This is a genomic window from Streptomyces sp. NPDC047042 (assembly GCF_040644035.1).
Lineage (GTDB): Bacteria > Actinomycetota > Actinomycetes > Streptomycetales > Streptomycetaceae > Streptomyces.
The window spans coordinates 21,317-46,068 of record NZ_JBEYVP010000051.1 but is presented as its reverse complement, the minus strand read 5'-3'; the positions used below and the strand labels follow the sequence as shown (position 1 = coordinate 46,068).

Here is a 24,752-nt window from a genome sequence, read left to right as displayed (position 1 = left end):
CTCATACTCGATTCGCGGGCATGGCAGCGACAACAGCCCGGATGGTCAAGAGGGAGTAAAAAAGTTCGCCGCACTGACTTCGGTTCATGTCCATGAACTCAGAGCGACCGCTCAAAGATTGGCGGAATATCAGCTACCGCATCAGCTCACCCGCGTTCACCAGCAACGACTGCCCGGTGATGGCTCGAGCCCGCTCCGACGCCAGAAACACCACCGCGTCCGCGACATCCCCGTCCGTGGCCAGCTCCGGCAACGCCATTCGCTCGGTCAGCCGTCCCCGCACCTCCGCCTCCGACACCCCTTCCCCCTGGGCCGTGAACCGCACATACGCCTCCACCGGCGGCCCCCACATCCACCCCGGCAGCACGGTGTTGACCCGTATCCGATGCGGGCCGAGCTCCCGCGCCAGCGAGTACATCGCGCTCGTCAACGCCCCCTTGGAGGCGGCGTACGCGGCCTGCCGCACCTGCGAGGGGGCCGCCACGGCGGACTGCGTACCGATGAACACCACACTCCCGCCCCGCTCCTTCAGCGCCGGCAGGCAGGCCCGCGTCATCCGTAGCGTGCCCAGCAGGTTCACATCGACAACCCCGGCCCAGCTGTCGAAGTCGGCATCCTCGATCCCCCCGAAGTAGCTGTCCCAGGCGGCGACTTGGACGACCGCGTCGATCCCTCCGAACCGCTCGCACGCCAGCGCGGCCAGCGCCCGGCACTGCTCCTCGTCGGTGATGTCGGTCGCCCGGTACGCCGTGTGCGTCCCGTCCGGATCGAGCTCGGCGGCGGTTTTCACGAGGTGCGCCTCGGTGCGCGCCCCGAGCACGGCGTTCCCCCCGTCCCGCACGACGGCCGCCGCGACCTGCCGCCCGAGCCCGGCACCGACTCCCGAAACGACGACGGTCTTCCCTGCGAGCAGCGACATCGCCATCGGCATCCGCATCGACATCAAAGCCCTCCTCGACCCTGGCGGATTAGCTGACGGAGCGTCAGAGTATGGGCGTCCGAAGGAGGAAGGAAGAGGGCGAAGAGGAAGGAAGGGGAAGGCGATGACCGAGGAGAACCGCCGTGAGGCGCGGGAGACCCGCAGTGAGGCCGAGGGGACCCGAAGCGAGACGTACGCCGAGCTGGCCGCCGTCGGACCGTACGGAGTCCGGCCGGGCCACGCGCTCATCACCATGGTCGAACCGCACCCGGGCCACGAGTACGCCTACAACCGCTGGTACGAGGACGACCACTACTACGCCGGGGCGATGGCCATGCCCTGGATGTTCTCCGGTCGCCGCTGGGTCGCGCCCCGGGACCTCCAACTCCTGCGCCGGCCAGAGAAGTCGGCGGTCGCACAGCCGGTCACCGCCGGCTGCTACCTCTCCACGTACTGGATCACCGAGGGCCGCTACGCCGACCACATGCGCTGGACCGTGGGCATCAACAAACGCCTCAACCGCGACGCACGCGTCTATCACGACCGTACCCACGTCTTCACGGCGTTCCAGGACCACGAGACGACGGTCTACCGGGACGGTGCCGCCGGGCCCCGCGACTTCCACGCCCTCGACCACCCCTACGCGGGGCTGGTGTTGCAGGTCATCGACGCCGAAACCCCGGAGCAGCGCGGCGAGTTGCTGGAGTGGCTGTGCGCCCGCCACCTCCCGAAGCGGCTGGCCGGTTCCCCCGCGGCCATGGTCACCGTCTTCCGGCCGACTCCGCTGCCCGGTGACCGTATGACGTACGTGAAGCAGGTCGAGGGCGTGGACGTACGGCTGACGCTGCTGTGGTTCCTGGAGGCGGATCCACGGGCGTGCTGGGAGCCGTACTTCACGGGGCTGGAGGAGGCGGTCACTGAAGTCGGCCTGGGGCGGGTGGAGTTGATCGCACCCTTCATCCCCACGGTGCCGGGGACGGACCGGTACGTGGACCAGCTCAGGTGACCGCTCGGGTGACCGGGGCCGGGCATGGCCGAGCCCCCTCGGCCAGGACGGCGGGCCAGTCGAGAGGGCTCTTCCTGCGGTGCTTATGGAGTTGTGGAAAGTGGCGGTGAACCATCAGATGAGGTCGAACGCTCCCCGGCTGACCTCTGCCACGAACGAGTTCCATGAGTCGGCCGGGAAAGCCAGCGTCGGACCGGACGGGACCTTGGAGTCCCGGACCGCCATCGCCGCGTGAATCGGGGACTTGACCTCGACGCACGCGCCGTTGCCAGTGGAGTACGAGGACTTCGTCCAGGTGCTCGTGGCGCCTTGCTGAATTGCCATGTTCGCTCCGCTTTGACCAGTGGTGAGAGTTGCTGTCGCCGACCGGAGGGCTCCCTGCGGAGCCCACGGCACGGTTTGCGCCAACGTTGTTTCTCGATGGCCTGATCGACGCTACTCGCCAACACCGTTATGCGGACCAACCGTTCACTCGACTGGGTGGCATATACCAGCGGGCTCTTCCTCTGGCGTGATGCGGAGGTGTACTGTGCGTCCCTTGCTTCTCCAGGGCGTCAGCGTGCGTACTCTTTCGCCAAGTCCGCGATGAATTGCCGGGATTGCTCCACGTTGAGGGCCTGTGCCCGCAAGTGTTCGTACATGACGCTGTACTTCTGTACGTCCTGCGCCTTCTCCAGATAGAGGTCGCTGGTGACGCCCTCGATGTAGACCACGCTGGAATCGGCCGCGTCGGGGAACTCCAGGATCGCGTACTGGCCGTTGAGGCCCGGATGCGCGCCCATGTCGAAGGGGATCACCTGCACGGTGACGTGCGGCAGCTGCGACTGCTCGACCAGGGACTCCAGTTGCTCCCGCATCAGCAGCTTGTTGCCCACGACCCGGCGCAGCGCGGCCTCGTCGAGCACCGTCCACAGGCGCAGCGGGTTCTCCAGCGCGGTGATTCGTTCCTGCCGTCGCAGGCGCACCTGGACGCGGTTGTCGATGTCGCTGGACGACGTCTCGGGCAACGCGCCGGTGATCAGCGCCTCCGCGTACGGGCGGGTCTGCAACAGCCCAGGGATCACCTGGGGGTCGTACACGCGCAGCGACGCCGCGTCCGTCTCCAGCCCGATGTACACGCTGTACGGGACGTCCCCGAAGGCGTGCCACCAGCCTTGCTGGCGGGAGTCCTTGGCCATCTCCATCAAGGAGTCGACCATTCGCTGGTCCTCGACCTCGTACACTCCGCACAGGTCTCGGACGTCGCGCTGGCTGATGCTGCGGCGGCCGTTCTCCAGCCTGCTGATCTTCGACTGGGACACCAGGAGCCGCTCGGCGACCTCTTCGGCCGTCATGTTCTTCTGCTCGCGGAGCCTGCGCAACTCCTGGCCCAGCCGGCGTCGCCTGACGGTGGGATTGACGTTGGACGCCATGGGAACGTGCACCTCCGGCTGCGTGCCTGTACTTGCCACTTTCCGTATCTGCTGTTGAGCAGACTGCCACCAAGGCGCGTGCTACCGCTGGGAAACTGCGGATATGCGGTGCCTAGGCGGGAGATATGCGCCCGGTACACGCCAGTTCAACGAATTCCGCTTACCCTTCGGCCCCACTCCGGACGAACGCCGCGTACGCATGTGCCGGACGCCATGTGTCGACGGCAGGGGCGGCGGGCGGCGGGTGGCTGGCGGTGGGCGGCGGTACGGGGGGTAGGGCGGCATAGCGGGCGCGACTCGGCACGGCGCGTCCCCGTCCCCGGGCCCGCGCGGCGCGTCCCCGTCCCCGGGCCCGCGCGGCGCGTCCTCGGCCCCGGGCTGCGCGGTTGGCGCTGCCCTACCCGGGTTGCCCGGCTGGCGACGCCCTGTCCGGGCTCCGGCCCGGGCTGCCCGGCCGAGCCATTGGTCGGGGTGCCTGCGCAGGTTGCTTGGTCCGGGCTGTCCGCGCCGCTGCGGGCATGCGTGCCGCCTAGGGCGGCACGGGTGGGCGCGGCGGCACCCCGTGAGCGCCGGGTTGCGCGACCCACCCCCCCAGCGCCGCGCGCCGTGCGCTCGGTGCGGGCCGTCACGTCCGGCCGTTCGGGTCGCGACGCCTGGCCCAACTGCTCGGTCTGCGGCCCCGGGCCACTCGGTCGGGACGCCTGAGCGGGCCGGTTGGTTCAGGACGTCCGGCTCGCGCTGTCGCTCCAGGCCGCCCGGCTCGGGTGCTCCGACAGGCCGACCGGTCCGAGACGCTCGGCCCAACCGTTCGTCAGGTGCCCGCCCGGGCCTGTCGGCCAAGGGTCCGGCCAGGCTGATCGGTCAGGGGCCCGCTTGGTCGGAGGCGCCCAGCCCTGGTGCCGGTTTGGGCGCGTTTTTGGGCGCGTTCGGTTGCGGCAAATGGTCGCGCTCACAGGGCCGTTCCCGTACCGGCCGTCCTGGCTGCGCCGCGCCGCGCCGCGCCGGGCGCGGGCATGCGGTCGCGCGGGGCGGTGAGGGGCGGTTGGAGTCCTCGTGGACTTCCTTGCGCTTCCTCACCGACCCGCGCGGCCAGCGGCTCCCGGACCGGTCTTGGGGACTGCGGTACGGCGTCTTGATGTCCTGCGTGGTGCGGATCCTGCGGGCGTCGTGGGACTGCGGCTCAGTGAGCCACGGCGCGCGCCATGGTTCCGCGGTGCGGCTGCATCGGAACGCCGCGTGCGGGCTCCGACGCCGACCTGGCTCCGGGGGCGGCCTGACGGCCGGCCGGTGCCGGGCTGCGACGCGGCTGGGCCGCGACGCCGTTCTGCACGTCCATGACAGCGTGGGCCACCAGACCGCCCATGGGGTCGTGCCGGATCAGGTCCCGCAGCCGGGAGCGGGACGAACGTCCCTCGTTACCCGGATACAGGTGCTTGCCGAGACCGACCGCATGGGCCAGCGCGGCGAGCGCCGCCGTCCGCGGGTCCGGCGGAACGCCGGTACGGATGGCGGTGTCCAGTCGGGTTCTGATCTCCCGGCTGATCTCCGTGTCCGTCGCCTGATAGCGAGTCGTCGGCAGCACCCCGCACATCTGTCCCGCCACGGCATGCACCATGCCGCACCGTTCGAGATGCGAGAGGTAGGTCTGACGCAGCCCCAGGCGGGGCCCGCCAATCCAGTTGACGGCGCGTACGGGTGCTCCGCGTCGGCGAAGCAGTTCCAACGCACAGTCGAGTGTTGGATCTCCAGTCGGCCGTGGTTGGACCACGGCGATACGATCCCCGTCCGGGGCTATCCGTCCGGCCATCGCCAGCTCCACTAGCTGTGCTCCGGCCAGACCGAGGTCGAGCGACTGCGGCTGTGCGGTGGTACCCGTGGCCGGGTCCAACGCCAGCAGAAGAAGCTCTTCCGGAATTGATCTGCGGCTCCTGCCCATCCATGCCTCCCCGCGTGGATGAATGACAGGGTGACCCCTCTCACATTCATCTGTCGAGAGGGCGTGACCGGTTCGTAGTGGAACCAGTAGGTATGTCGTTCTCGTCTACCGCAGGAGTCAATGCTGCGCACAGGACACTGGTAGCTCGTTCGGACAGTGTCGTTCGGGCGGCGTCTGACGGTTCACGGTTCACGTTCAGTACTCGCACGGAGAGCGTGCGGCGCATGAAGGAGGCATCGGTGGCGGGCGAGTCCCCCGACAGGTCGAAGCAGCGCGAGTCGTCGGAAGAACCGACGTCGGGGAGCGCGGGGTCGGTTCCCGGGGCCAGGGGTGAATCCGGCGCCGGGGCACGTGACCCACGGCTCGCGGTCGCCCGGGACCGGGAGTCCGCGCCACGCGGGGGCGTCGACACGGCGACGCGGGTCTTCTCCCGCCCGCCGCTCCCCGCCAAGGGCGACGCGGGCACGGGTGCGGAAACCTCGAGCGCCGACGCTCAGGACGCGGAGGGCGAGATCGACGCCGACCTCGACCCCGACATGCCCTCGGCGGCTGCGAACGAGCCCGAGGACGCCGCGAAGGCCGACGGCACCGACGGGACGGGCAGCACCCGGCTGCGTGCGGCTGTGGCCGCGTGGGTCGCGGGTGAGGGTGAGGGTGAGGGTGACGGTGGGGCGAAGGAGCCCGAAGGCGTCGAGGATGCCGCCGACGAGGCCCGTCCCGAGACGGACGCTTCGGCCGAAGCCCCTGAGAGCGACGAGGAGCCGGTTACGGGGCCTGAGGGCGACGCGGGCCCATCCGCCCCCTCCGAGGCCGCTGACGGGGCACCTGGGGCCACTGAGGGGCCCTCCGGGGGCTCCGGCGAGGACTCCTCTGAGCCGAACGGCGCACAGGAGAGCGCGTCGCAGCCCGAGCCTGAGGCTGCATCAGAACCCAGCGCCGACGCCACGTCTGCGCCTGAGCCCGAGTCCGAGCCGGACGCGATCACCGAAGCCGAAGCCGGCGTCGAAGCCGAAGCCGAAGCCGAAGCCGAAGCCGGGGGCGATGCCGGAACCCGAGCCGCAGCCGACGTCGAAGCCGATGGCGATGGCGATGGCGAAGCCGACCCGCGCGCCGACTCCCACCCGGACCCGGCCGACGCTCCGGAAGAGGCACCGGACAAGGAACCCCGAGGCGCGGCTCCCAAGGACCCCGTCGACCAGTCACCTGCCGACCGCATCCGGGCCGACCGCATCCCTGTCGACCGGGCCCCTGCGGACCAGCCACCTGCCGACGCAGCTCCTGCGGACCAGCCACCTGTCGACCGCACCCCCGCCGACCGGGTCCCCGACGACGGCACTCCTGCCGACCGGATTCCTCCGGACGAGTCGCCGGTCGACCGCACCCCCGCCGACCGGGTCCCTGCCGACCAGACCCCTGCGGACGAGTCGCCAGTCGACCGCACCCCTGCCGACCGGGTCCCTGTCGACCACACCCCCGACGACGGCACTCCTGCCGACCAGATTCCTCCGGACGAGTCGCCAGCCGACCGCACCCCCGCCGACCGGGTCCCTGCCGACCGCACCCCTGCGGACCAGACCCCTGCGGACCAGTCGCCAGCCGATCGCACCCCTGCGGACCAGTCGCCCTCCGACCGGACCCCCAGCGACCAACCCCCCGCCGACGCCCCATCCGTAGGCGCCCCACCCGTAGACCAACCCACCGCCATCTTCAAAGCCGTGCGTCCCCCCGCCGCACCCCCGGTCGACCAGCCGACCACCATGCTCAAGCTGGGCGACGTCCCAGGCGCGAAGCCCAAGAGCGACAAGGGCAGCACGGACGGCACAGGCGGCAAGGACGACAAGGGCCGCAACAGCGACAACGACCGCAAGGGCGACAAGCGCGACGCGGCCGCCAACGTCGGCCCCGACGGGCGAGTTGGCGCCGACGCGGCCACCGACCCCGCAACCCCCGCCGCCGCCCGCGTCGAATCCCCTTCTGAGCGCACCAGCAAATTCGTAGCCCTGAAGCAGCTCGACGACCCGGCCACACGGAAGCCTCCGCCCGCCGGCGAGCCGTCCAACGCCCCCGCGGTCGGCGCCGGCCCCGCGGCCCGGCGTGCGGCCGCGCCGCCGCCCAAGGCTCCCGTCGCCGAGGCGACCGCCGCGATTCCGCAGGTCGGGCCCGAGCGGACGACGCAGCAACCCCTGCCGCCGCTGCCGCCGTTGGATCTGCTCGCCGAGCTGACGAACACGCCGCCGCCCCGGAACACCGCGGTGCGGTCGATCGCGCGGCGCATCAAGATCTGGACGCCGGTGGCCGTCCTGTTGGCGATCGTCTTTGCGGTCGTACAGGCATTGCGCCCGCTGCCCACGCCCGAACTCACGCTGACCGCCAAGGACTCCTACACCTTCGACGGAACGGCCGCCGCACTGCCGTGGCCCTCCGAAGGGCAGGGCTGGATGGACGTCAACGGTGTCGGAACCATGGGGAAGTTCGGTGAGCAGAAGGCGGTCGCCATCGGGTCCGTCGCCAAGGCGATGACCGCGTACATCATCCTCAAGGACCACCCGCTGAAGGCCGGCGAGGACGGTCCGAAGATCCCCGTGGACGCGCTCGCGGAGAAGGAGGCGGGCTACTGGAAGCAGGGCGAGTCCACCCTCACCACCGCCAAGAAGGGTGACGTCCTCACCGAGCAGCAGGCCATCGCGTCCATCATGATCCCGTCCGCGAACAACATCGCGCGACTGCTGGCACGTTGGGACTCGGGGACCGAGACGGCGTTCATCAAGAAGATGAACGACACCGCCAAGGAACTCGGGATGAAGAACACCACCTACACCGACGCCTCCGGACTCAAGGAGACCACCGTCTCCAGCGCCGAGGACCAGGTGAAGCTGGGCAACGAGCTGGTGCGGATGCCGGCCCTGATGGCCATCACCAAGCTGCCGGTCTGGTACGACCACACCGGTAAGAAGTGGGACAACTTCAACCGTCTCGTCCCCTACAACGGTGCCATCGGCATCAAGACCGGCACCACCACCGCCGCCGGCGGCAACCTGCTCTTCGCCGCGACCAAGGAGGTCGGCGGCGAGACGGCCATCGTCGTCGGCGCGATCCTCGGCCAGCACACGGCGCCGATCATCGACACCGTCAACGCGGTCAGCAAGACGGCGATGATCGCCGCCCGGGACGCCCTGCTCTCGTCGAAGATCCTGAAGAAGGGCGACGTCGTCGGGTACGTCGACGACGGGCTCGGCGGCCGGACCCCGGTCGTGCTGTCCAAGGACGTCACGGCGATCGGCTGGGCCGGGCGGAAGGTCGAGCTGTCGTTCGCGGCCGACGACGACCTGCCGCACTCCGCGAAGGCGGGCACCCCGGTGGGCTCGCTCACCGTGGGCGACGGCAAGGGCGGCGCGGTGAAGGTGCCCGTACAGCTCCAGAAGGACCTGGCCGAGCCCGGCTTCGACAAGAAGCTGACCCGGCTCGGCTGAGCATCAGCCGAAAGAGAAAGCGGAAAGAGAAACGAGAAGCGCCCGTCCCGGTTGGAGAGACCGGGACGGGCGCTTCGCTGTGACCAGTGCGGCCAGTTACAACTTGTCCCCTACTACTTGTCCCCTACTTCTTGTCCTCTTCCTTCTCGCACCGCAGCGTCGTTTCCCGCGACGGCCCCCCGTACGCCGAGCTGATCCGGATGTCTCCGGGCTGCTCTACGGTCAGCTTGGTGAACTCGCCGTCGTCCGTCAGACAGCCGTTCTCCGCCCACAGCCACGGCGAGTACGCGATCCGTACGGTCACCGCGCCGGCCCTCGGCATGTGGACGACGAGGTTGGCGCCGTCGGCGCTGACCACGCTGGCGGGCTTGTCGACCAGCGGGGTCGCGTTCTTGACCCGGTAGATCTTCCAGTTGGCGTCCTCCCAGACCGGCTGGAGATAGCTCGGCCCGCTGGTCACCAGGGCGTGTTCCAGCTTCGCGGGGCCGTCCGGTTCGCCGTTGACGAGGACGACGAAGCCCACCGCCCACTGGGAGAGCCACGCCTTGTAGGCCGAGGCGGAGAAGCCGCCCTCGGGCTCGGCGGTGCCGCCGTGGCCCTCGTAGAAGAGCCGGCCCCGCTCGACGTCCGCCTGCCGATTCCAGCCGCGGGCCATGTTGATGTACGGGGCGAGGATGGCGGCCTCGCGGTGGTCGCGGGCCGGTACGACCTCGACGCGGGTCTCCTCGGCGCCCAGCCGCTTCAGCTCGTTGACGACGCCGTCCGTCTTGACGGCCCACTCGGGCACCGTCGTGTTGGTGACGATGTCGGCGATCGTCTTGCCGGACAGCCAGCTCACGGCGATGGTCATGGCCAGCCCGAGTGCCACCATGCGCCGCCGGGCCGTGAACCAGGGGAGGGGCAGCGGGAAGGGCAGTCGGGGAAGGATGCCGGCCACCTCGGGGAGGTCCCCCTGGCCATCGCCCCCGTTGTCCCCACTGTCCCCGGTGTCCCTACTGTCCCCGTGCCGCTTCTCGGTGGTCCGGTACATCATGATCGCGAGCAGCGTCGCCGGGGCCGCCAGCTCCGAGAGCCGCTCGACGTTCGTACCGATCGGCGTCGGGATCAGGTAGCAGAGGACCACGCCGAGCGCGTACACCGCGGCGCCCAGACGCAGTGTGCGCCAGGCGCGCGGGGCCGTCAGGACGACGATCGCGCACAGCACGACCGGCGGCCATATGCGGGTGAACGGCATGGGCTGCTCGCCCTCGAACGGGAACAGCAGGGTCGTGACGCCCACGACGGCCACCGGGGGCACCAGCAGGGCCGCGGCCCGGCCCCAGTCGCGCGACAGGAAGTAGGCCGCGCCGACGACGAGGACGAACAGACCGGCGACGGGGCTGCCGGTGGTGGCCAGCGTCGCGAACAGTGCGGCCACGCCGAGGTGCCGCGCGCCGCGCCCGCTGACCACGGACAGCACGGCCGCCATCCCGAAGGCGGTGCCCAGCACGAACGTGGAGCGCCCCGAGATCACCTGGCACCACAGCGAGAACCCGACCGCCATGGCCGGCCACAGCGGCTTACGAACACCTGTGCGGGCGACGAGTTCCGCGCCGAGCACCGTGGCCGCGACCCCCGACAGCATGGTGGTCGCGACGACCCCGATGGCGGCCATCAGGTACGGGGACATCAGGCTGTAGTTGGCCGCGTGCAGACCGCCGTACCAGAACAGGTTGTACGCGGAGTTCGGGTACATCTTCGCGAACTCGGCCCACGCCACCTGGGCGGCCAGGTCGCCGCCGCCGGTCGCGAAGACCGCCCACCACACGAAGTACAGGGGCACCGCGCCGGCGGTGACCGTCAGGGCCACCCGATGTCGCTCGTGCCACACCTCACGCGCCTGCGTGGGCTTGTCGGCACGCAGGGCAGGCCTGCGTGGGGTCAGCTCGGCAAAGGCCACTGCAACTTCCGTTTCGGCTCGGCTCGGCTCGGGCGCGCACGCCTGGCGGTGTCTGTCCTGTGGAGGTAGACGCTAATCGCACCCCGGGCGTTGGTTTACAGGGCCCCATGTGACCGGGTGGTGACCAGGGCATGACGGGAAAGAGCCTTACCAGCTTCGGACGGTTCCCGGGAGGGCGCGACCGGATAATTCAGGCCGCGCCCTTCCGGACACCGGTCAGGAACCTCCTGACAGACCGACGGGGAACGCTGTGTCGCACACCGCGTCGTCCGGTCCCGCCGCGTCCCAGTCCGCGAAGTACACCTCGCGGCACGGCCCCACCGGCTCGATCCCCCGCCCGGCCATCCACCGCTCCACCGCCTCGAACGCGGCGATGATCTGCGGATGGGCCACCTGAGCCTTGACGATCCGCGTGTACGCGAGCCACCGGGCCGGCTCCACCCGTACCGCCGTCGACCGGGCCCGGCCGTGCGCCTCCACCCAGGCCCGCGCGGCGGCCTCGTCGGCGACCGGGACGCAGGACTCCGCCGGGCCGTCGCTCTCCATGGACACCTCGGAGTGGTAGACGACGAACGGCGCAGCGCTCACGCCCCCGCACTCCCGGGCCCCCGCCTCCAGACGCCCCAGCGACGCCCCGATCCACGCGGGCAGCTCGTCCGCGAGAGTGTGCCGCGTCTCGGTCAGCACCACCCGCTCGGGCACGTCCACGGTCTCGACCACGAACCTGCCGTACAACTCGTCCAACCCGTCCGACCCGTCCATCTCGGAGCTCCTCCCCGACAGTCGTCCACGGAGGAAGTCGGCGAGTGTGCGCTGACCCGCTATGCGCGCCTCGACGTCCGCCCAGTAGGCGGCGAGCCGCTCGGCGGCGGCCGGCCCGTCCCGCTCGGACAGCGACACCAGCTCGCCGATCAGGGCGAGCGGACGCTCACCCTTGCCCCAGGGACAAGGTCAACCCACGCGGTCCACTCGGAACCGGCGGCGGGTCAGCCGATGGCCTTCTCCACCGCGCCGACCAGCTCGTCCGTCTCCGGCTCGGTCTGCGGGGAGAAGCGGGCGACGACCTGGCCGTCACGGCCGATGAGGAACTTCTCGAAGTTCCAGCGGATGTCGCCGGTGTGGCCCTCGCCGTCGGCGAAACCGACCAGGCGGTCGTACAGGGTGTGCCGGGCGTCCCCGTTGACCTCGATCTTCTCGGTCATCGGGAAGGTCACGCCGTACGTCGCCGAGCAGAACTCGGCGATCTCCTCGGAGCTGCCGGGCTCCTGGCCCATGAACTGGTTGCAGGGCACCCCGAGCACGGTGAAGCCCTGGTCGGCGTACCGCGCCTGGAGCTTCTCCAGCCCCGCGTACTGCGGGGTCAGCCCGCACTTGGAAGCGACGTTGACGATGAGGACGGCCTTGCCCGCGTACTGGGCGAGGTCCGCGGAACCACCCGTGAGGGCGCCGATCTCGACGGCGAGGGGGGAGTCGGCGGCGGGGGAGGAAGCGGGGGAAGTGGCATCAGTGGTCATAAGCGGATGCTAACTCCGGAAGGCACCGGGCCCGTCCCCCGCCCCTGTTACCTCCGCCCCTGTTACCTCCGCACCTGCCACCTCCGCACCTGCCACCTCCGCCCCCGCTCCCGCTCCCGAAGCCTTGACCAACACCTCCCCGGCCGCCGTACGCGAGTACAGCACCGACCGTCCCGCCCGCCGCCGCTCCACCAGCCCCGCGTCCAGCAGCACCCGCAGATGCCGCCCGACCGAGCCGAGCGTCTGCCCGGTCAGGGCGGTCAGCTGGGTGGTGCTGTGCGGCGAGTCCAGGAGTACGAGCACGGCTGCCCGGGCCGGCCCGAGCAGCGCCCCGAGCGCGGCGGACGCCCGGCGCCCCCCGTCGTGCCCGGCCAGCACGCCCGCGCACGGGTAGATCACCGCGTACCGCTCCGGCTCCTCCCACGAGACCCACCCGGCCTTCGGCGTCACGGGTACGAAGACCAGCTCGGCGCCGGAGATCTCGCGGGGCGGGTACTCGTGCGGGTTCACCTGGAGCCGGTCTCCGTCGAGCCAGCGGGTGCCGGGGCGCAGGGCGTCCAGTACGGCGGCCCAGCCGTCGTGACCGACCCGCACGGTCCGCGCGACCACGTCGGCTTCGAGGACGCGTCGACGCCGGTCCCAGTCCGGGAGTACGGCCTCCTCCCAGATGTGGGTGAGGAGATCCGCGGCGCGCTCGGGGAGGTCGTCCCGGTCGGCAAGGTCGGTGGGGAGCGGGCCGGGGCGGGAGCGGACGAGGTGGTCGCGGGCAAGGGCGGGGGCGACCGCACGGACCCGCGCGACGCCCGTTTCGAACGTCTCGCCGTATCGGGGGGTGGGGGTCAGGAAGTCGGCGATCCAGTCCCGCCCGAGGCCGACCCGGACAAGGAGGGCGGTGATGGGGTCCCGCTCGAGACGGCGGCGGTACGCGGGCAGGTGGGCGGCGAGCCACGCACGCTCCCCGGGGTGCGTGGCCGTCCCGGCGTGCAGCAGTTTGAGGCTCGCGAAGGTCTCGGCGAGGGGCGAGATGACGAACCGGCTGCGGGCGAGGGTGTCGGCGTTCACCTGCCACCAGCCCATGCCCGTACCTCCGCGTGTCTCTGGATGTTTCTCTCTGGATGTTTCGCGTGTGCGCGAAACAATAACGCGGGCCGGGCGCCCCTCGCAGACTCCCCGCATGCGCAGCTACTCCGCCCTCTTCCGCACGCCCGAGTTCACCCCGCTCTTCCTCGCCACGGCCCTCAGGTCGGCCGCCTCGACGATCGGCGGCCTGGCCCTCGCCACCCTCACCTACCGCGCCACCGGCTCGCCGCTGCTCTCCGCCCTGAGCATGTTCGGCCCCCAGCTCGCCCAGGTGGTGGGCGCGACGACCCTCCTCTCGGCCTCGGACCGGCTGCCCCCGCGCGCGACCCTGACGGGCATCGCGGTGGCCTTCGCCCTCGGCACGGCGGCGATGGTGATCCCGGGGCTGCCGATCGGGGCCGTCTTCGCCCTGCTCTTCCTCCTGGGGCTGATCGCGTCGCTGGGGGCCGGGGTCGGCTGGGGGCTGCTCAACGAGATCCTGGCCAAGGAGGGCTATCTCCTTGGGCGTTCGGTCTTCAACATGTCGAACGGGCTGATGCAGATCGCGGGTTTCGCGACGGGCGGCATCATGGTCGCGGCCCTCTCCCCCCGGACCACGCTCCTCACCGCCGCGGCCCTCTACCTCGCGGGCGCCCTGACGACCCGCCTGGGCCTGACCCGCCGCCCGCCCCGCCTCTCCGGACGCCCGTCCATCGCCCAAACCTGGCGTACGAACGCCCAGTTGTGGTCGGACCGCCCGCGCCGGCTCACCTATCTGGGCCTGTGGATCCCCAACGGCCTGGTCGTCGGAGTCGAGTCCCTGTACGTGTCCTACGACCCCGACTCCGCGGGCACCCTCTTCGCCTGCGCGGCCCTGGGCATGCTGATCGGGGACGTGACCGTCGGCCGGTTCGTGCCACCCCGGGTGCGCCGCCAACTGGCCGTACCGCTCCTGCTGTTGCTGGCCGTGCCGAACCTGCTGTTCGCCGTGGGACCCGGGGTGTGGACGGCGGCCGTGACGGTCTGCGTCGCCTCGGTCGGCTACGGCGCGAGCCTCGTCCAGCAGGAACGCCTGATGTCCCTCACCCCGGCCGAACTCTCCGGCCACGCCCTCGGGTTGCACTCCGCCGGCATGCTCACGATGCAGGGCGTGAGCGCGGCCCTGGCGGGCACCCTCGCCCAACTCGCCACGCCGGGCGCGGCGATGGCCCTGATGGCGGCGGGGTCGGTGTGCGTGACGGTGGGGCTGGCGGGGGCGGGCCGGCGAGTCGCGGCGACGGGAGCCGGTGCCGGGGCCGGCCCGGGGGTTGCCGAGCAGGTGGTCGAGGGGCGAGCTTCTTCCGGGGAGAGCGCGGGTTCAGTGTCCTGACGGCGGCGGCTGGACGTTGGCGCCCCCGGCCGACCGGTCCGGCGACCCCTGCTCCGACGCAGGGGAGGCCACCTGCCCCGGCACCTTCGCCGACTCCTGCCCCGCCACCCCGTCACGCTGCGCCGAGAGCGGCAGCGCGACGTCCTCCAGCGACTTGCCCTCGGCCGCCACACCGAAGACGGCGGCCACCAGTCCACCCGCGATCATCAGCACCGCGCCGACGGTGTACCCGAGGAACAGATGGCCCGGGTTGGGGTCGGCCTTGTCGATGAGGAATCCGTAGAACAGGGGGGCGAGCGCGCCGACGATCTGCGCGATGGAGAAGAACACGGCGATGGCCTGGCCCCGGACCTCCAGCGGGAAGATCTCGCTCACCGTCAGATAGCCGGCGCTGGCACCCGCCGAGGCGAAGAAGAAGACGATCACCCAGGCCGCGGTCTGCGTCTCCGCCGTCAGCACTCCGGCCCGGAACAGACAACCGCTGACCAGCAGCAGCACACCCGACACGAGATAGGTGCCGGAGATCATCTTCTTGCGGCCGACGGTGTCGAACAGCCAGCCGAGGGTCAGCGGGCCGAGCAGGTTGCCGACGGCGAAGGCCAGACCGTACAGGGGGATGTCCGCGTCGCCGACCCCGAAGAAGACGCCCAGCACGATCGCGTAGGTGAAGTAGATCGCGTTGTAGAGGAAGGACTGCGTCACCATCAGCGTGAGCGCGTACACCGAGCGCGCCGGATAGCGGCGGAACAGCACCCGGAGCAGGGTGAGATAGCCGGTCCGCTCGGTCGGGGTGATGACCAGCGCCTGGTCGTCGTCGACCGGGGTCAGGGTCGCCCCCCGGGCCGTCACCTCCTGCTCGATCCTCGCGATGGACGCCTCGGCCTCGGCCACCCGGCCGTTCATGATCTGCCAGCGCGGGCTCTCCGGAAGGTTGCGCCGGACCAGGATGATCACGATGCCGAGCACTGGTCCCACCACGAAGCCGATCCGCCAGGCCAGGCCCGGGTTGTCGTGCAGGAGCTGGTCGTAGATGGCCAGTTGCAGCAGTGTGCCGAGGATCGCGCCGGCCCAGTAGGTGCCGTTGACGCCGATGTCGACGCGTCCCCGGTAGCGCGCCGGGATCAGCTCGTCGATGGCCGAGTTGATGGCGGCGTACTCACCGCCGATGCCCATACCGGCGATGAACTTGGTCGCGTACAGGAACACCACCCAGCCGGTGCCGGAGCCGGCCGTCGCCGCGGTGAGCCCGCTGCCCAGCAGGTAGACGGCGAGCGTGAGGGTGAACAGGTTCTTGCGGCCCAGACGGTCGGTCATCCGGCCGAACACAAGGGCCCCGACGACCTGCCCCAGCAGATACACCGTCGCCGTCGCCGCGGACGCGGCCGGGGAGAGGTTCAGGGTGTCGGGCCTGGTCAGGGCGGCTCCCGCCACGCTGGCCAGGGTGATCTCCAGGCCGTCGAGAATCCAGGCCACGCCGAGCGCCAGCACCAGCCGGGTGTGGAAGGGCGACCACGGCAGCCGGTCGATTCTCGCCGGGATCAGGCTTCGGATGACTCCGGGGGTGTCCGTGGTCTCCGCCGGGTCGGGGGTGGTCTCTCCGGCCTGCACTGACGACATGGCCGCCTTTCCTGGGCTGCGTGTCCTGTGGGGGGATCGGTTCTACGGGGGTGTGGGGTATCAGCTGTTGCCGGTGTCGCCGGTCGGCGTGGAGGGCTCCGCCGGTGCCGGCCGCGCCGCGCTCCAGCGGAGTTTCACGTTGAGGTGGGCGGTGGCCTTGCCGCTGGCGATGACGCCGCCGAGCTTGCCGTCGAGGGTGACGGCGAAGCCGATCTCCACGTCGTCGGGCCGTCCGGCCAACTCGCGGAAACCGTCGATCATTTCGGCCGCCGCCGCGGTGATCGGAGTCAGCGCCTCACGCAACGTCCGCTCGGCCGCCTGCAGCCGGTCACCGATGCCCACGGCGCCCGTGCCCACCTTGGCGGCGGCGACGGGGGTGACGGCGACGGTTGTTCCGTCGGAGAGGGAGAACCTCAGGATGTCTGGCATGGGTGTCTTTTCTGGGCCTGGCTGCTGCCCTGGGGTCGGGAGGAACGGAGGTCAGGAGAAGCGGGGGTCAGGAGAAGCGGGGGTCAGGAGAAGCGGGAGTCAGGAGGAGCGGCGAGGGGTGGTGCAGATCTTCCGGGGCGGCTCACGGTCGTGAATCGTCGACTGGATGACGGAGAGGCTCGCGAGGTCTCTCTCGAGGGTCTCCTGCGCCTCTCGAGAAACCGGATCCTTTGCGTAGTAGTCGACAACCGCGCGGTAGAACGCTGAGGCCAGGTCCGGTTTCATCATGTCCGCGGCGCTGAAACAGAGGCGCCGGGCGTTGGGTGCGAGCAGCTTGGCGATTTCCCTTTTGACGCCCGGCGGATATTTGCCGGGTGTCACCGTCTTGACGGCGGAGAAGGCGGAACTTTTTTCATCGTTCACCCATTTCCGCTGGGTGGACTCCTTGGTCAGATATTTGATCAGCTCCGTGGTCGGCTTTCTCGTGTTGAACATTCCCACATAGTCCGCGGAGACCTGCAGCGGCACGTTCGGCTTCGGTGCCTCGAATGTGTAATTCTTCAGTTTCTCCTGGAATCCCATCGCGGCGAGCGCGCCGTGTGCCTGTTGGCAGCCGGAATTCTTTTCGGCCATGCCCGTGGTGGCGCCCCTGAAGTTCGTCACCAGTGCGGAATGGTCGCTGTCCTGCACCAGCCCTCGCCATTCGGCCCACGCGTCCTGCTGGGAGGGCCACTCGGAATGCCCGGTGGCCCATTTCTCGTACGTCTCGGTGTCCTTCGTCCTCAGCAGAATGTCCGCGATCCAGTCCGCGCCCGGCCATCCCGTCGTCGCACCGGACTCCAGGCCGAGGCACCAGCGTCCGGTGAGAGGGCGTGGACCCTTGAGCGCGTACCAGGTGAGGGACTTGACGTCGACCTTGATCGGGACGGCGTACACGCCGGGGTTCTTGACCTTGGCCACGGTCGTCAGCCCGGCGAAGGGTTCCAGGAAGGGAGTTTCCGACGCGATTTCCTGCAGGCCTTTGCCGTCTTTGGTGTCCGCGTAACTTCTGATGGCGCCCGGGTTGGGGAGCACGGCGAGGTCCGGCGGATTACCGCCTTCCACCGCGGAGTCCAGATGCTGGCCCAACGCCCGGGTGGACTGCACGTCGACCACGGCGTCGCCAGGGAAGGCGTCCGTGATTTTCTTGAACGCCTGGAATTCGTCACCGCTCCACGGCACGATGATCGTCACCGTCGGCTTGTCGTCGCCGCAACCGGTGAGTGCCGCGAGCATGCCGAGGGCCAGAAAACAGCGCGCGAGGCGCGCCCGCTCGATCTTCATGAGGCTCCGAATCGGTACTCGGCGAGGCGCGGGCGAAGAGCAAGGCAGGTGAGCAGCGCCGCCACGGCGAGCAGTACGAGCATGGCAGCCGATGTCGCCATCAGTGGACCGACCGACAAGTCCCTGAATTTCTCGCCGGTCTTCGATCCTCCGCAATTCACCAGAACCTCGCATTTCTTCGGAATTCTGGCCATCAGGCTGTACTGATACCGCGCGAGGGTGCCGCCGATGATCGCGACGGCGACCGCGATCAGCCCCGCCGCGCCGAGCAGCGGACTGAGCAGCCGTCGGAAGTGAGCGGCCAGGACATGCGCGGTCGCGCCGACGCACAGGAGGACGCCCAGCGCCGGGAGGAGCAACAACGGCCACAGAACGAGGCGTTTGCCGAGCCACGGCTGCTGGGTGCGCAGTCCGTCCCGCTGATGGGCCAACAGATTCCCCAGCGCCGGGACCAGCCCTCCGGTGTACGGGATGAACTTGCCGTTGTACTTCTCGTTCGATCCGGTCATCGCGGCCAGGGCGGAGTCGGCGGCCTTCGTCTTGAGCGGGTCCGTGTGCTCGAAATCCTTGTACTGCTGGACCGCTGTCTCGGCGAGGTGAACGCTGGTGACCAACTGCCCCAGCACGAACTGGAACTGCGTTCTTCCGTTCCTACGGGCGTCGATTCCTCGCGCGGCTGCGGTGATGTGCATGTTCGCGCTGCCGATATGGGTGACGAAGGCGGTCCCGGTGCCGGTCAGGTTGACGTCTCTGCCGTCGAAGGTGTTCTCCAGGTCGGCGGCGGCCTGGCCGGCCGCCACCCTCGCCCTCTCGAGGTCCCGGATCGAGTTCCTCGTGGCGTTGATCGTGCCGATCCTGCTGCCGGCCTCAGCCGCCGCCACCCCGCTGACCAGCGCCATGACCGCGAGGGCCGCCAGCATCCCGTTGCGCAGCCGGCGCAGCACCCGGACCGGATGGGCCTGACCCCACCACGCGTACGTCACCCGCTCGATCCGCCCGCTCTCCTCGGCCGGCGGGTCCGTCGAAACCGTCATGACGCCTCCGCGGGGTCGTCGTCGAATGTCCGGCGGCAGTTCTCGCAGTGCCGGACGACAGGCGCCTCGGTGACCGCTCCGCACGCCCCGCAGACCCGTCGTACGGGCCCCGCCACCGGGACGGCGTCCCACGGTTCGGGTACGGCGTCCATCGGTTCCGGCGCCTTCGCCGGTGCCGGGCTCTTGCGGGTCGACTCCAGGCCGACCCGCTGCATCTCGCCCCGGGTGACATCGCGGCGCAGAGCGGCCTCGCCCTGGTCGTCCGTCGTGGCGACCCGCCCGAGCAGGCTGAGCCGCGCGGTGTCGTCGAGGTCCCGGGCGAGGGCCATGGCCCGGCGCAACTCCTGGTCGGCGGCCGGGAAATCCGCGTTCGCGTGGGCCTTGGCGCACTCGCGCATGGCGCGGCCCAGCTGGTGGGCGTTCTCGGCCCGGGTGAGTTCCTCGGGCCGGGCGGGCAGCGGATCGCGGTACGCGTGCCGACGTACGACCATGGGGCGGGCGTCCGCACAGGGCTCGCGGGTGCCCGTGGGGCTCTCCGCGAGGAGGCTGATGCTGGCGGCGCGCAGATCCTCGTCGATGTCCAGCGTGTCGGCGTCGAACCGCAGCGACAGGCGGTACTGCCGGGTTGCCGCTCCCCAGGCGCCGAGCGGGATGTGCACGGTGCGTCCGTCGCGCTGCTGCTGTGCGGTGAGGTCCACGTCCGTCGGGCGGGTCTGGCGGAGGGAGCCGAGCCGGAACCGGCGGTCCAGGACCAGGCCCAGATAGACGCGTGGGACGCGGAGTTGCTGCGTCTGCCGCATCAGCCGGGTGAGGTCCTCGGTGAGACCGGAGAGGTGGACCGCGCGGGCGCTGCCGTGCAGGGCCTCGGTGATGCGCAGCAGGTCCCGGTAGTCCCAGTCGTCCCCGAGGCCGCGCGCGTCGCACACGAAGCGGTCGGCGCACTGCGCCAGCACGCGGTCCAGTCGGGCGGGGGTTTCGTGCTCGTTCCTGCCGTCCGTGTAGAGGGCGGCGTAGCGCACGGCTCCCGGGGGTGCCGTGTCCAGGAGCCGGCCGGCGTGGGTGAGCCAGCTGCCGATCGTCGTACCGCCCTCGGCCCACAGGGTGTGGAGTCGCTGCTTGGCAGCCTTCCTGACGGCCGCGTCGACCTGGACGAGACCGGGGGCGGGCGGTGCGGGGAAGACTGTTCTGGCCTCGTGGTTCCCGGCGACGATGCCGAAATGGGTGCCGTCCCGCAGGGCGTCGACGGCGGCGCACACCGCCTCGCGGGCCGCGCCGAGTTTGCCGCCGTCGGCCATCGACAGGGACGTGTCCATGACGAGGACCACGGCGAGCGGCGCGTCGGAGACGGCCTGTTCGACAGGGCGGGCCCGGACGGTGACGAGGGCGTCGGCCCGGGTCGCGCCGAAGGGGAGGTCGCCTGCCACGTTGGTCTCGATGGTGAACCGCAACCCGTGTGCCGACCGCGCGGCTGTTCCTTCTGTCATGTCCCCCGGACCCGGATGTCGGGTGTGCGGAACAACTTGGGCGAGCTAGGAGCTCGTACGTTGTTCGCTCGTGAGTTGTTCGCTCGTACGTCGTTTGTAGGCCATTCGGCGGTTTTGGCGGGCCGATCCCGATCTGCGCCACTCGATCGGGGGACGCAGCCGGTTGGCCAGGTCGACGAGTGCGGTGTGGTCCCCCTCGTTGGTGGCGTGCCGCGCCAACTCGCGTACCGCGTCGGACAGTCCGCTCCACTCGTCGCCCGAGACGGCGAACCGGGCGAACTCGATCTCGGCTTCGATCCCGAGCCGGGCTGCCTCGCCAAGTCCCAGCTGCTTCAGGGACTCTTCCGCGAGCCGCAGGTCGGCCCCGGATGGTTTGCCGGAGTCCGCGGTGGACGTACAGGCGACCAGCAGCCGCACGGCCGCGACCCGGGCCGGCTGTGCGAAGCGGAACTCCGTCGTCAGGCGTTTCGCGCTCGCCACCGCCTCCTCGCGCCGCCCGGCCAGCAGGTGGACGCGGGCCAGGCCGAACCCGGCGGCCCCGAGACCCGGGGCGGTGACGGCCACCGACTCGTAGTACGCCAGGGCCGCCTCCGGGCAGCCGTCCCGCTCCTCGCACAGGCCGAGCGCGAGCGACGGGATCAGCTCACCCGGCAGCATGTCCCGGACGGTCGCGAACAGTTCGGCCGCCCTCCTCGGCTCCCCGCGCACCAGGGCGATCAGCCCGCCGTACCAGCAGCGCAGCCAGTTCCACTCCGGCAGTCTCGCCTCGCGCAGCACCCACTCCGCCGTGTCCGGCCTGCCCTCGCGCAACTCGTCGCGGCAGCGGGCCAGCGCGTTCGACGCCTGCTGATCGGCGTGCCGGTCGGTGGGATCGGTCACCGGTACGGGCAGCGCGGCCACGATCTCCCGGGGCGCCGGACAGGCGAAGGGGGCGCCGAGCACCCCGGTCCGGTCGGGGGTCAGACGCGCCGCGACCCAGTCGCCGAGCGGCCGGGCCGCGCCGAGTCCTCCGTCGAGGGGCTCGGTCATCGACCCGAAGGGCACGGACGTACGGAGGATCGGCTTGTAGCTGGGCGTTGCCGGCATGACCTGGCGGAGGACTCCGCTGAGCTGCTCCGCGAACTGGCGCGCGGAGGTGAACCTGTGCTCCGGCGTCTCGACGGAGGTGGCGCGCCTCAGCAGCCGGCGCAGCGCGTCGGCGCCCGGGGCATCGGGCTCGGCGGCCAGCCGGTCCTGGCACAGCTCCTCGAGCGTCCGGCCCAGGCAGAACAGGTCGAGGCCGGGGGTGGGTCGTACGTGCTCCGGGTCCTGCTGCCCGGTACGGGGGTTGAGCATCGGCGGCGCGTACTTCTCGGTGAAGGCGTCCAGCGGGTGGGTGTCCTTGACGGCCCGTACGGCGCCGAAGTCGATGAGGCGTACGCGGTCGCGGGGGCCGGCGGCGCCCTCCTCGGCGAAGCGCAGGATGTTCGCCGGTTTCACGTCGCAGTGCAGCAGGCCCCTGGAGTGCAGGTAGTCGAGTGCCTGGAGGATGCGCAGGCCGTGCGCGAGCAGGACGTGGAGCGGGTCGTCGGGGCGGGCCGCGAGCCGGGTCCCCGGGATGTACTCGATGGCGAGGTAGGGGCCCTCGCTCTCGTAACTGAGGATGCGGACGATGCTGTCGTGACGGAGTCCGACGAGCGCGTCCCGTTCCTTCTCCGCGGTCTTGGCGACGGACTCGGGCAGGACCTTGAGCACCATGTCCGTGTCGAGCTTGGAGTCGTGGCACAGATACGCCGCCGCGAAGCCGCCATGGCCGAGCTTGCGCCGGACGCGGTAGCGCCCGGCGAGGGTCTGGCCCTCCAGCCGCTGGGTGAAGTCGAAGGGCGCGTCGCAGGCCGGGCAGTAGCCCCGGGGCCTGCCGGGCCGGCCGTCGTGCCCCCGGCCGACCGGGGCCGCGCAGTCCGCGCAGCGGCGCTGTTCCTCGACCTCCGGCAGCGACATGTCGGGCGCGTCCGGTACGTCCGGCGGGCCGTTCCGTCGAGCGTCGGGACGACCCGCGACGGGACGGACGTGGTCGTCGTGCACGAGGTCCAGCCCCCACCACGGAGCCGGCGCCATGGGAACGCTGCCGAGGCTCATGGCCACCGGGCCCACGGCCTTCCGGGGTACGGGCAGCGCGGGCAGCGCGGGCAGCGCGGGCAGCGCGGGCCCGGGCCCCTGGCCGGGCAGCGGGCGTCGGGCACAGTCGCTGCAGAACCCGTGTTCGTCGATCGTGCCCGTGCCGGTGGGGCAGTCGAGGCGCTCACACCTCGTCGTCGTCATCGTCCTGTGCCTCCTCGATGCGTTGTTCGACCCCGTCCCGGTACCGGGCGACCGCCGCGGCCGCGGCCGACAGGTCGACCGGCACGGTCCGCAGCGCGCGGGCCGCCGAGCCGTACAGCTCCATGAGCCCCGGCTTCTCGGCACCGAAGGACTCGCGGGCCCGTACGCGGTGGACGTCGAGGTCGTGGAGCAAGTCCTCGTACCTGTCGACGAGTTGCCGTAGCCGCCGCTCGAACGCGGTCACGGCCGCGAGCGCCGCCGAGGCGTCGGCGTGGACCGCCCCCAGGTCGCTGCCGCGTTCGAGACCTCGTGCGACGGCGAGCCGCACCCGCAGCTGGGGCGCGCGGCGAGGAGGCGGTACGGGCGCGTCGGCGAAGCTCAGCCCCCACGCGTCGAACACGGCGGCGGCACGGTCCTCGGCGGCCGAGAGCCGGTCCACACCGTCGCGCGCGACCTCGCGCCCCACAGGTCCCGCCCGGTCACCGGGGTCGTCCAACCCGCCCGGGCCCACGGCTTCCTCGGGCCCCAGCAGAACCTCGTACGGCAGACCGGCCGGCGGACGCCCGTCGAACCCCAGAACGAGACGGATACCGCGCGTGCGGGCCCACCCGGCGAGAGGGCGCAGCAGCCGGTGTACGAGGGTCTCCGGATCGGCGGCCCGGTCGATCCGGGAGACGACCAGACAGACCGGCGGTTCGCGCCGCCGCAACCGCTCCACCAGGTCGGACCCGCTCCCGCGGTCCCTGCTGCGCCCGTCGTGGGCGTCGTGGGCGTCGTGGGGGAAGCCGAACCGGTCCCCCAGATAGCGCAGGACATCGGCGTACGACCGGCCCTGGGCGTCGAAGGCCGCGTCCACGGAGCCGAGCGCGAGGACGGTGTCGCGCGGTGCCGTGGAGAGTTCGGCGTCGGAGATACCGGTCCGGGCCGCCGGGTCGGCCGTACGCACGAGCCTGGTCAGCCAGGAGGTGCCCGTGTCGGTGGCGCCGCCCGTGACCACCACCGTGCCCGCCCAGCCGCCGCTGAGCAGCCGGGTGAGTTCCTGGGTGAGCGCGAGCCGACTCGGGTCGTCGAGCCCGTGGTGCGGGGGCACGCCGCCGGTCGGCGGCAGGACGGTCGCCGGGGCGCCCGCCACGTACCGCGCGAGTCCGGGCAGGTAGTGCAGGACGGTCTCTGTCGGCAGCATCCAGGCCGCCTGCGCGTCCTCGGCGACGAAGTTCGCCACGACGAGGCCGATGACGCGGTCGGCGAAGTCCCCGTCGAGAGCCATCACCCCGGCGCCGGAATACCCCTCCACGATCCACGGCCTCCCGCCCGGCAGCCGGTTCAGCAGACCCCACTCGCCCTCGCGGTTGCCGGAACCCGCCAACTCGGCGTCGACCGGCAGCCCGTTCTCCTCGACGCGCGGAAAGCCGTACGCCCGCACTTTGCCGCCGGAGATCGGCGCCAGCCACAGCCTCGTGCCTCCGTCGCACGGGGCGGGGTCGTCGAGCCTGAGCAGGGCGACATCGCCGCGCCGGGTGCCCTTCCACACCCAGGAACCCGGTTCGACCCGCGCGGCGCGGTTCCACTCGGGACGGCAGGCGACACTGCTGATCCGGACGGCCTCTCCGGTCCCGCCCGGCGCGGCCCCCGCCTCCGCGACGACGTGGGCACAGGTGAGCACATGCTGCCGGTCGAGCAGAACGCCCGCCCCGCGTGGCGTGCCATGGGCGTCGTCCACCCTGACGCGCCAAGGGTTCTCCTTGTGTTCGTGCGTCGGCATAACGGCCACCGTCCCGTCAGAACTCTCCTGTACCTATCAACTGCCGTACGGGCGCGGAGATGCGGGAAGAACTGAGCGTGACCGTTCACGTCAAGGGGGGCCCGCACATATGACGACGCGTGACGACCGTACGGAGCAGACGGAGCAGACGGAGCAGACGGAGCAGACGGAGCAGACG

The 24,752-nt window shown here is 71.0% G+C and carries 17 protein-coding genes and 1 pseudogene; 3 read left to right on the top strand and 15 right to left on the bottom strand.

Annotated features, from left to right (window positions below):
* Positions 1 to 133: 133 nt before the first annotated feature.
* The gene (locus ABZ855_RS41525; protein ID WP_360816940.1) at positions 134 to 919 is read right to left on the bottom strand and encodes an SDR family oxidoreductase; all 786 of its coding nucleotides are present in this window, start codon (positions 917 to 919) and stop codon (positions 134 to 136) included.
* A 124-nt stretch (positions 920 to 1,043) separates the two neighbouring features.
* Between ABZ855_RS41525 and ABZ855_RS41520 the strand changes: the two genes are divergently transcribed.
* Entirely contained in the window at positions 1,044 to 1,925 is an 882-nt protein-coding gene (locus ABZ855_RS41520; RefSeq protein WP_360816863.1) for a hypothetical protein, read from the top strand.
* A gap of 114 nt (positions 1,926 to 2,039) precedes the next feature.
* Here ABZ855_RS41520 and ABZ855_RS41515 read toward each other — a convergent pair whose 3' ends face one another.
* From ABZ855_RS41515 to ABZ855_RS41505, 3 genes are all read right to left on the bottom strand, one after another.
* On the bottom strand, positions 2,040 to 2,249 hold the full coding sequence (locus ABZ855_RS41515; protein WP_319209146.1) for a DUF397 domain-containing protein: 210 nt from the start codon (positions 2,247 to 2,249) through the stop codon (positions 2,040 to 2,042).
* Positions 2,250 to 2,479: 230 nt separating this feature from the next.
* Complete coding sequence (locus tag ABZ855_RS41510) at positions 2,480 to 3,337, bottom strand: helix-turn-helix transcriptional regulator (protein ID WP_360816860.1); 858 nt, start codon at positions 3,335 to 3,337, stop codon at positions 2,480 to 2,482.
* A 1,180-nt stretch (positions 3,338 to 4,517) separates the two neighbouring features.
* A complete protein-coding gene (locus tag ABZ855_RS41505; RefSeq protein ID WP_360816858.1) occupies positions 4,518 to 5,273 on the bottom strand; it encodes a GPP34 family phosphoprotein in 756 nt (251 codons plus the stop codon).
* 224 nt (positions 5,274 to 5,497) lie between these two features.
* On the opposite strand from ABZ855_RS41505, the gene ABZ855_RS41500 reads away from it, so the two are divergent.
* Positions 5,498 to 8,743: a D-alanyl-D-alanine carboxypeptidase gene (locus ABZ855_RS41500; protein WP_360816855.1), complete on the top strand. Its 3,246-nt coding sequence runs from the start codon at positions 5,498 to 5,500 to the stop codon at positions 8,741 to 8,743.
* A 124-nt stretch (positions 8,744 to 8,867) separates the two neighbouring features.
* Here ABZ855_RS41500 and ABZ855_RS41495 read toward each other — a convergent pair whose 3' ends face one another.
* From ABZ855_RS41495 to ABZ855_RS41480, 4 genes and pseudogenes are all read right to left on the bottom strand, one after another.
* Entirely contained in the window at positions 8,868 to 10,613 is a 1,746-nt protein-coding gene (locus tag ABZ855_RS41495) for a hypothetical protein (protein ID WP_360816937.1), read from the bottom strand.
* 285 nt (positions 10,614 to 10,898) lie between these two features.
* Positions 10,899 to 11,618 (bottom strand): annotated as a pseudogene (locus ABZ855_RS41490) (GyrI-like domain-containing protein); the annotation flags it as partial.
* A 50-nt stretch (positions 11,619 to 11,668) separates the two neighbouring features.
* Positions 11,669 to 12,196 carry a glutathione peroxidase gene (locus ABZ855_RS41485; RefSeq protein ID WP_319209156.1) on the bottom strand — a complete coding sequence of 176 codons (528 nt, stop codon included), beginning with the start codon at positions 12,194 to 12,196 and terminating at the stop codon, positions 11,669 to 11,671.
* 9 nt (positions 12,197 to 12,205) lie between these two features.
* On the bottom strand, positions 12,206 to 13,273 hold the full coding sequence (locus tag ABZ855_RS41480) for a winged helix-turn-helix domain-containing protein (protein ID WP_360816852.1): 1,068 nt from the start codon (positions 13,271 to 13,273) through the stop codon (positions 12,206 to 12,208).
* 97 nt (positions 13,274 to 13,370) lie between these two features.
* Between ABZ855_RS41480 and ABZ855_RS41475 the strand changes: the two genes are divergently transcribed.
* Complete coding sequence (locus ABZ855_RS41475) at positions 13,371 to 14,624, top strand: MFS transporter (protein ID WP_360816849.1); 1,254 nt, start codon at positions 13,371 to 13,373, stop codon at positions 14,622 to 14,624.
* Here ABZ855_RS41475 and ABZ855_RS41470 read toward each other — a convergent pair.
* From ABZ855_RS41470 to ABZ855_RS41440, 7 genes are all read right to left on the bottom strand, one after another.
* On the bottom strand, positions 14,613 to 16,241 hold the full coding sequence (locus ABZ855_RS41470; RefSeq protein ID WP_360816846.1) for an MFS transporter: 1,629 nt from the start codon (positions 16,239 to 16,241) through the stop codon (positions 14,613 to 14,615). The genes ABZ855_RS41475 and ABZ855_RS41470 overlap by 12 nt on opposite strands.
* 60 nt (positions 16,242 to 16,301) lie before the next feature.
* Positions 16,302 to 16,670, bottom strand: a complete 369-nt coding sequence (locus tag ABZ855_RS41465) for a CU044_2847 family protein (protein WP_360816843.1) — start codon at positions 16,668 to 16,670, stop codon at positions 16,302 to 16,304.
* A gap of 99 nt (positions 16,671 to 16,769) precedes the next feature.
* Positions 16,770 to 17,993 (bottom strand): hypothetical protein, encoded by a 1,224-nt coding sequence (locus ABZ855_RS41460; protein ID WP_360816840.1) that lies wholly within the window; start codon positions 17,991 to 17,993, stop codon positions 16,770 to 16,772.
* The gene (locus ABZ855_RS41455) at positions 17,990 to 19,027 is read right to left on the bottom strand and encodes a hypothetical protein (protein WP_360816837.1); all 1,038 of its coding nucleotides are present in this window, start codon (positions 19,025 to 19,027) and stop codon (positions 17,990 to 17,992) included. Before ABZ855_RS41455 ends, ABZ855_RS41460 begins: the two co-directional genes overlap by 4 nt.
* Complete coding sequence (locus ABZ855_RS41450) at positions 19,024 to 20,511, bottom strand: VWA domain-containing protein (protein ID WP_360816834.1); 1,488 nt, start codon at positions 20,509 to 20,511, stop codon at positions 19,024 to 19,026. The genes ABZ855_RS41455 and ABZ855_RS41450 overlap by 4 nt, the downstream gene beginning before the upstream one ends.
* A gap of 45 nt (positions 20,512 to 20,556) precedes the next feature.
* A complete protein-coding gene (locus ABZ855_RS41445; RefSeq protein WP_360816831.1) occupies positions 20,557 to 22,812 on the bottom strand; it encodes a tetratricopeptide repeat protein in 2,256 nt (751 codons plus the stop codon).
* Positions 22,793 to 24,574, bottom strand: a complete 1,782-nt coding sequence (locus ABZ855_RS41440) for a trypsin-like peptidase domain-containing protein (RefSeq protein ID WP_360816828.1) — start codon at positions 24,572 to 24,574, stop codon at positions 22,793 to 22,795. Before ABZ855_RS41440 ends, ABZ855_RS41445 begins: the two co-directional genes overlap by 20 nt.
* Between the last annotated feature and the right edge of the window lie 178 nt (positions 24,575 to 24,752).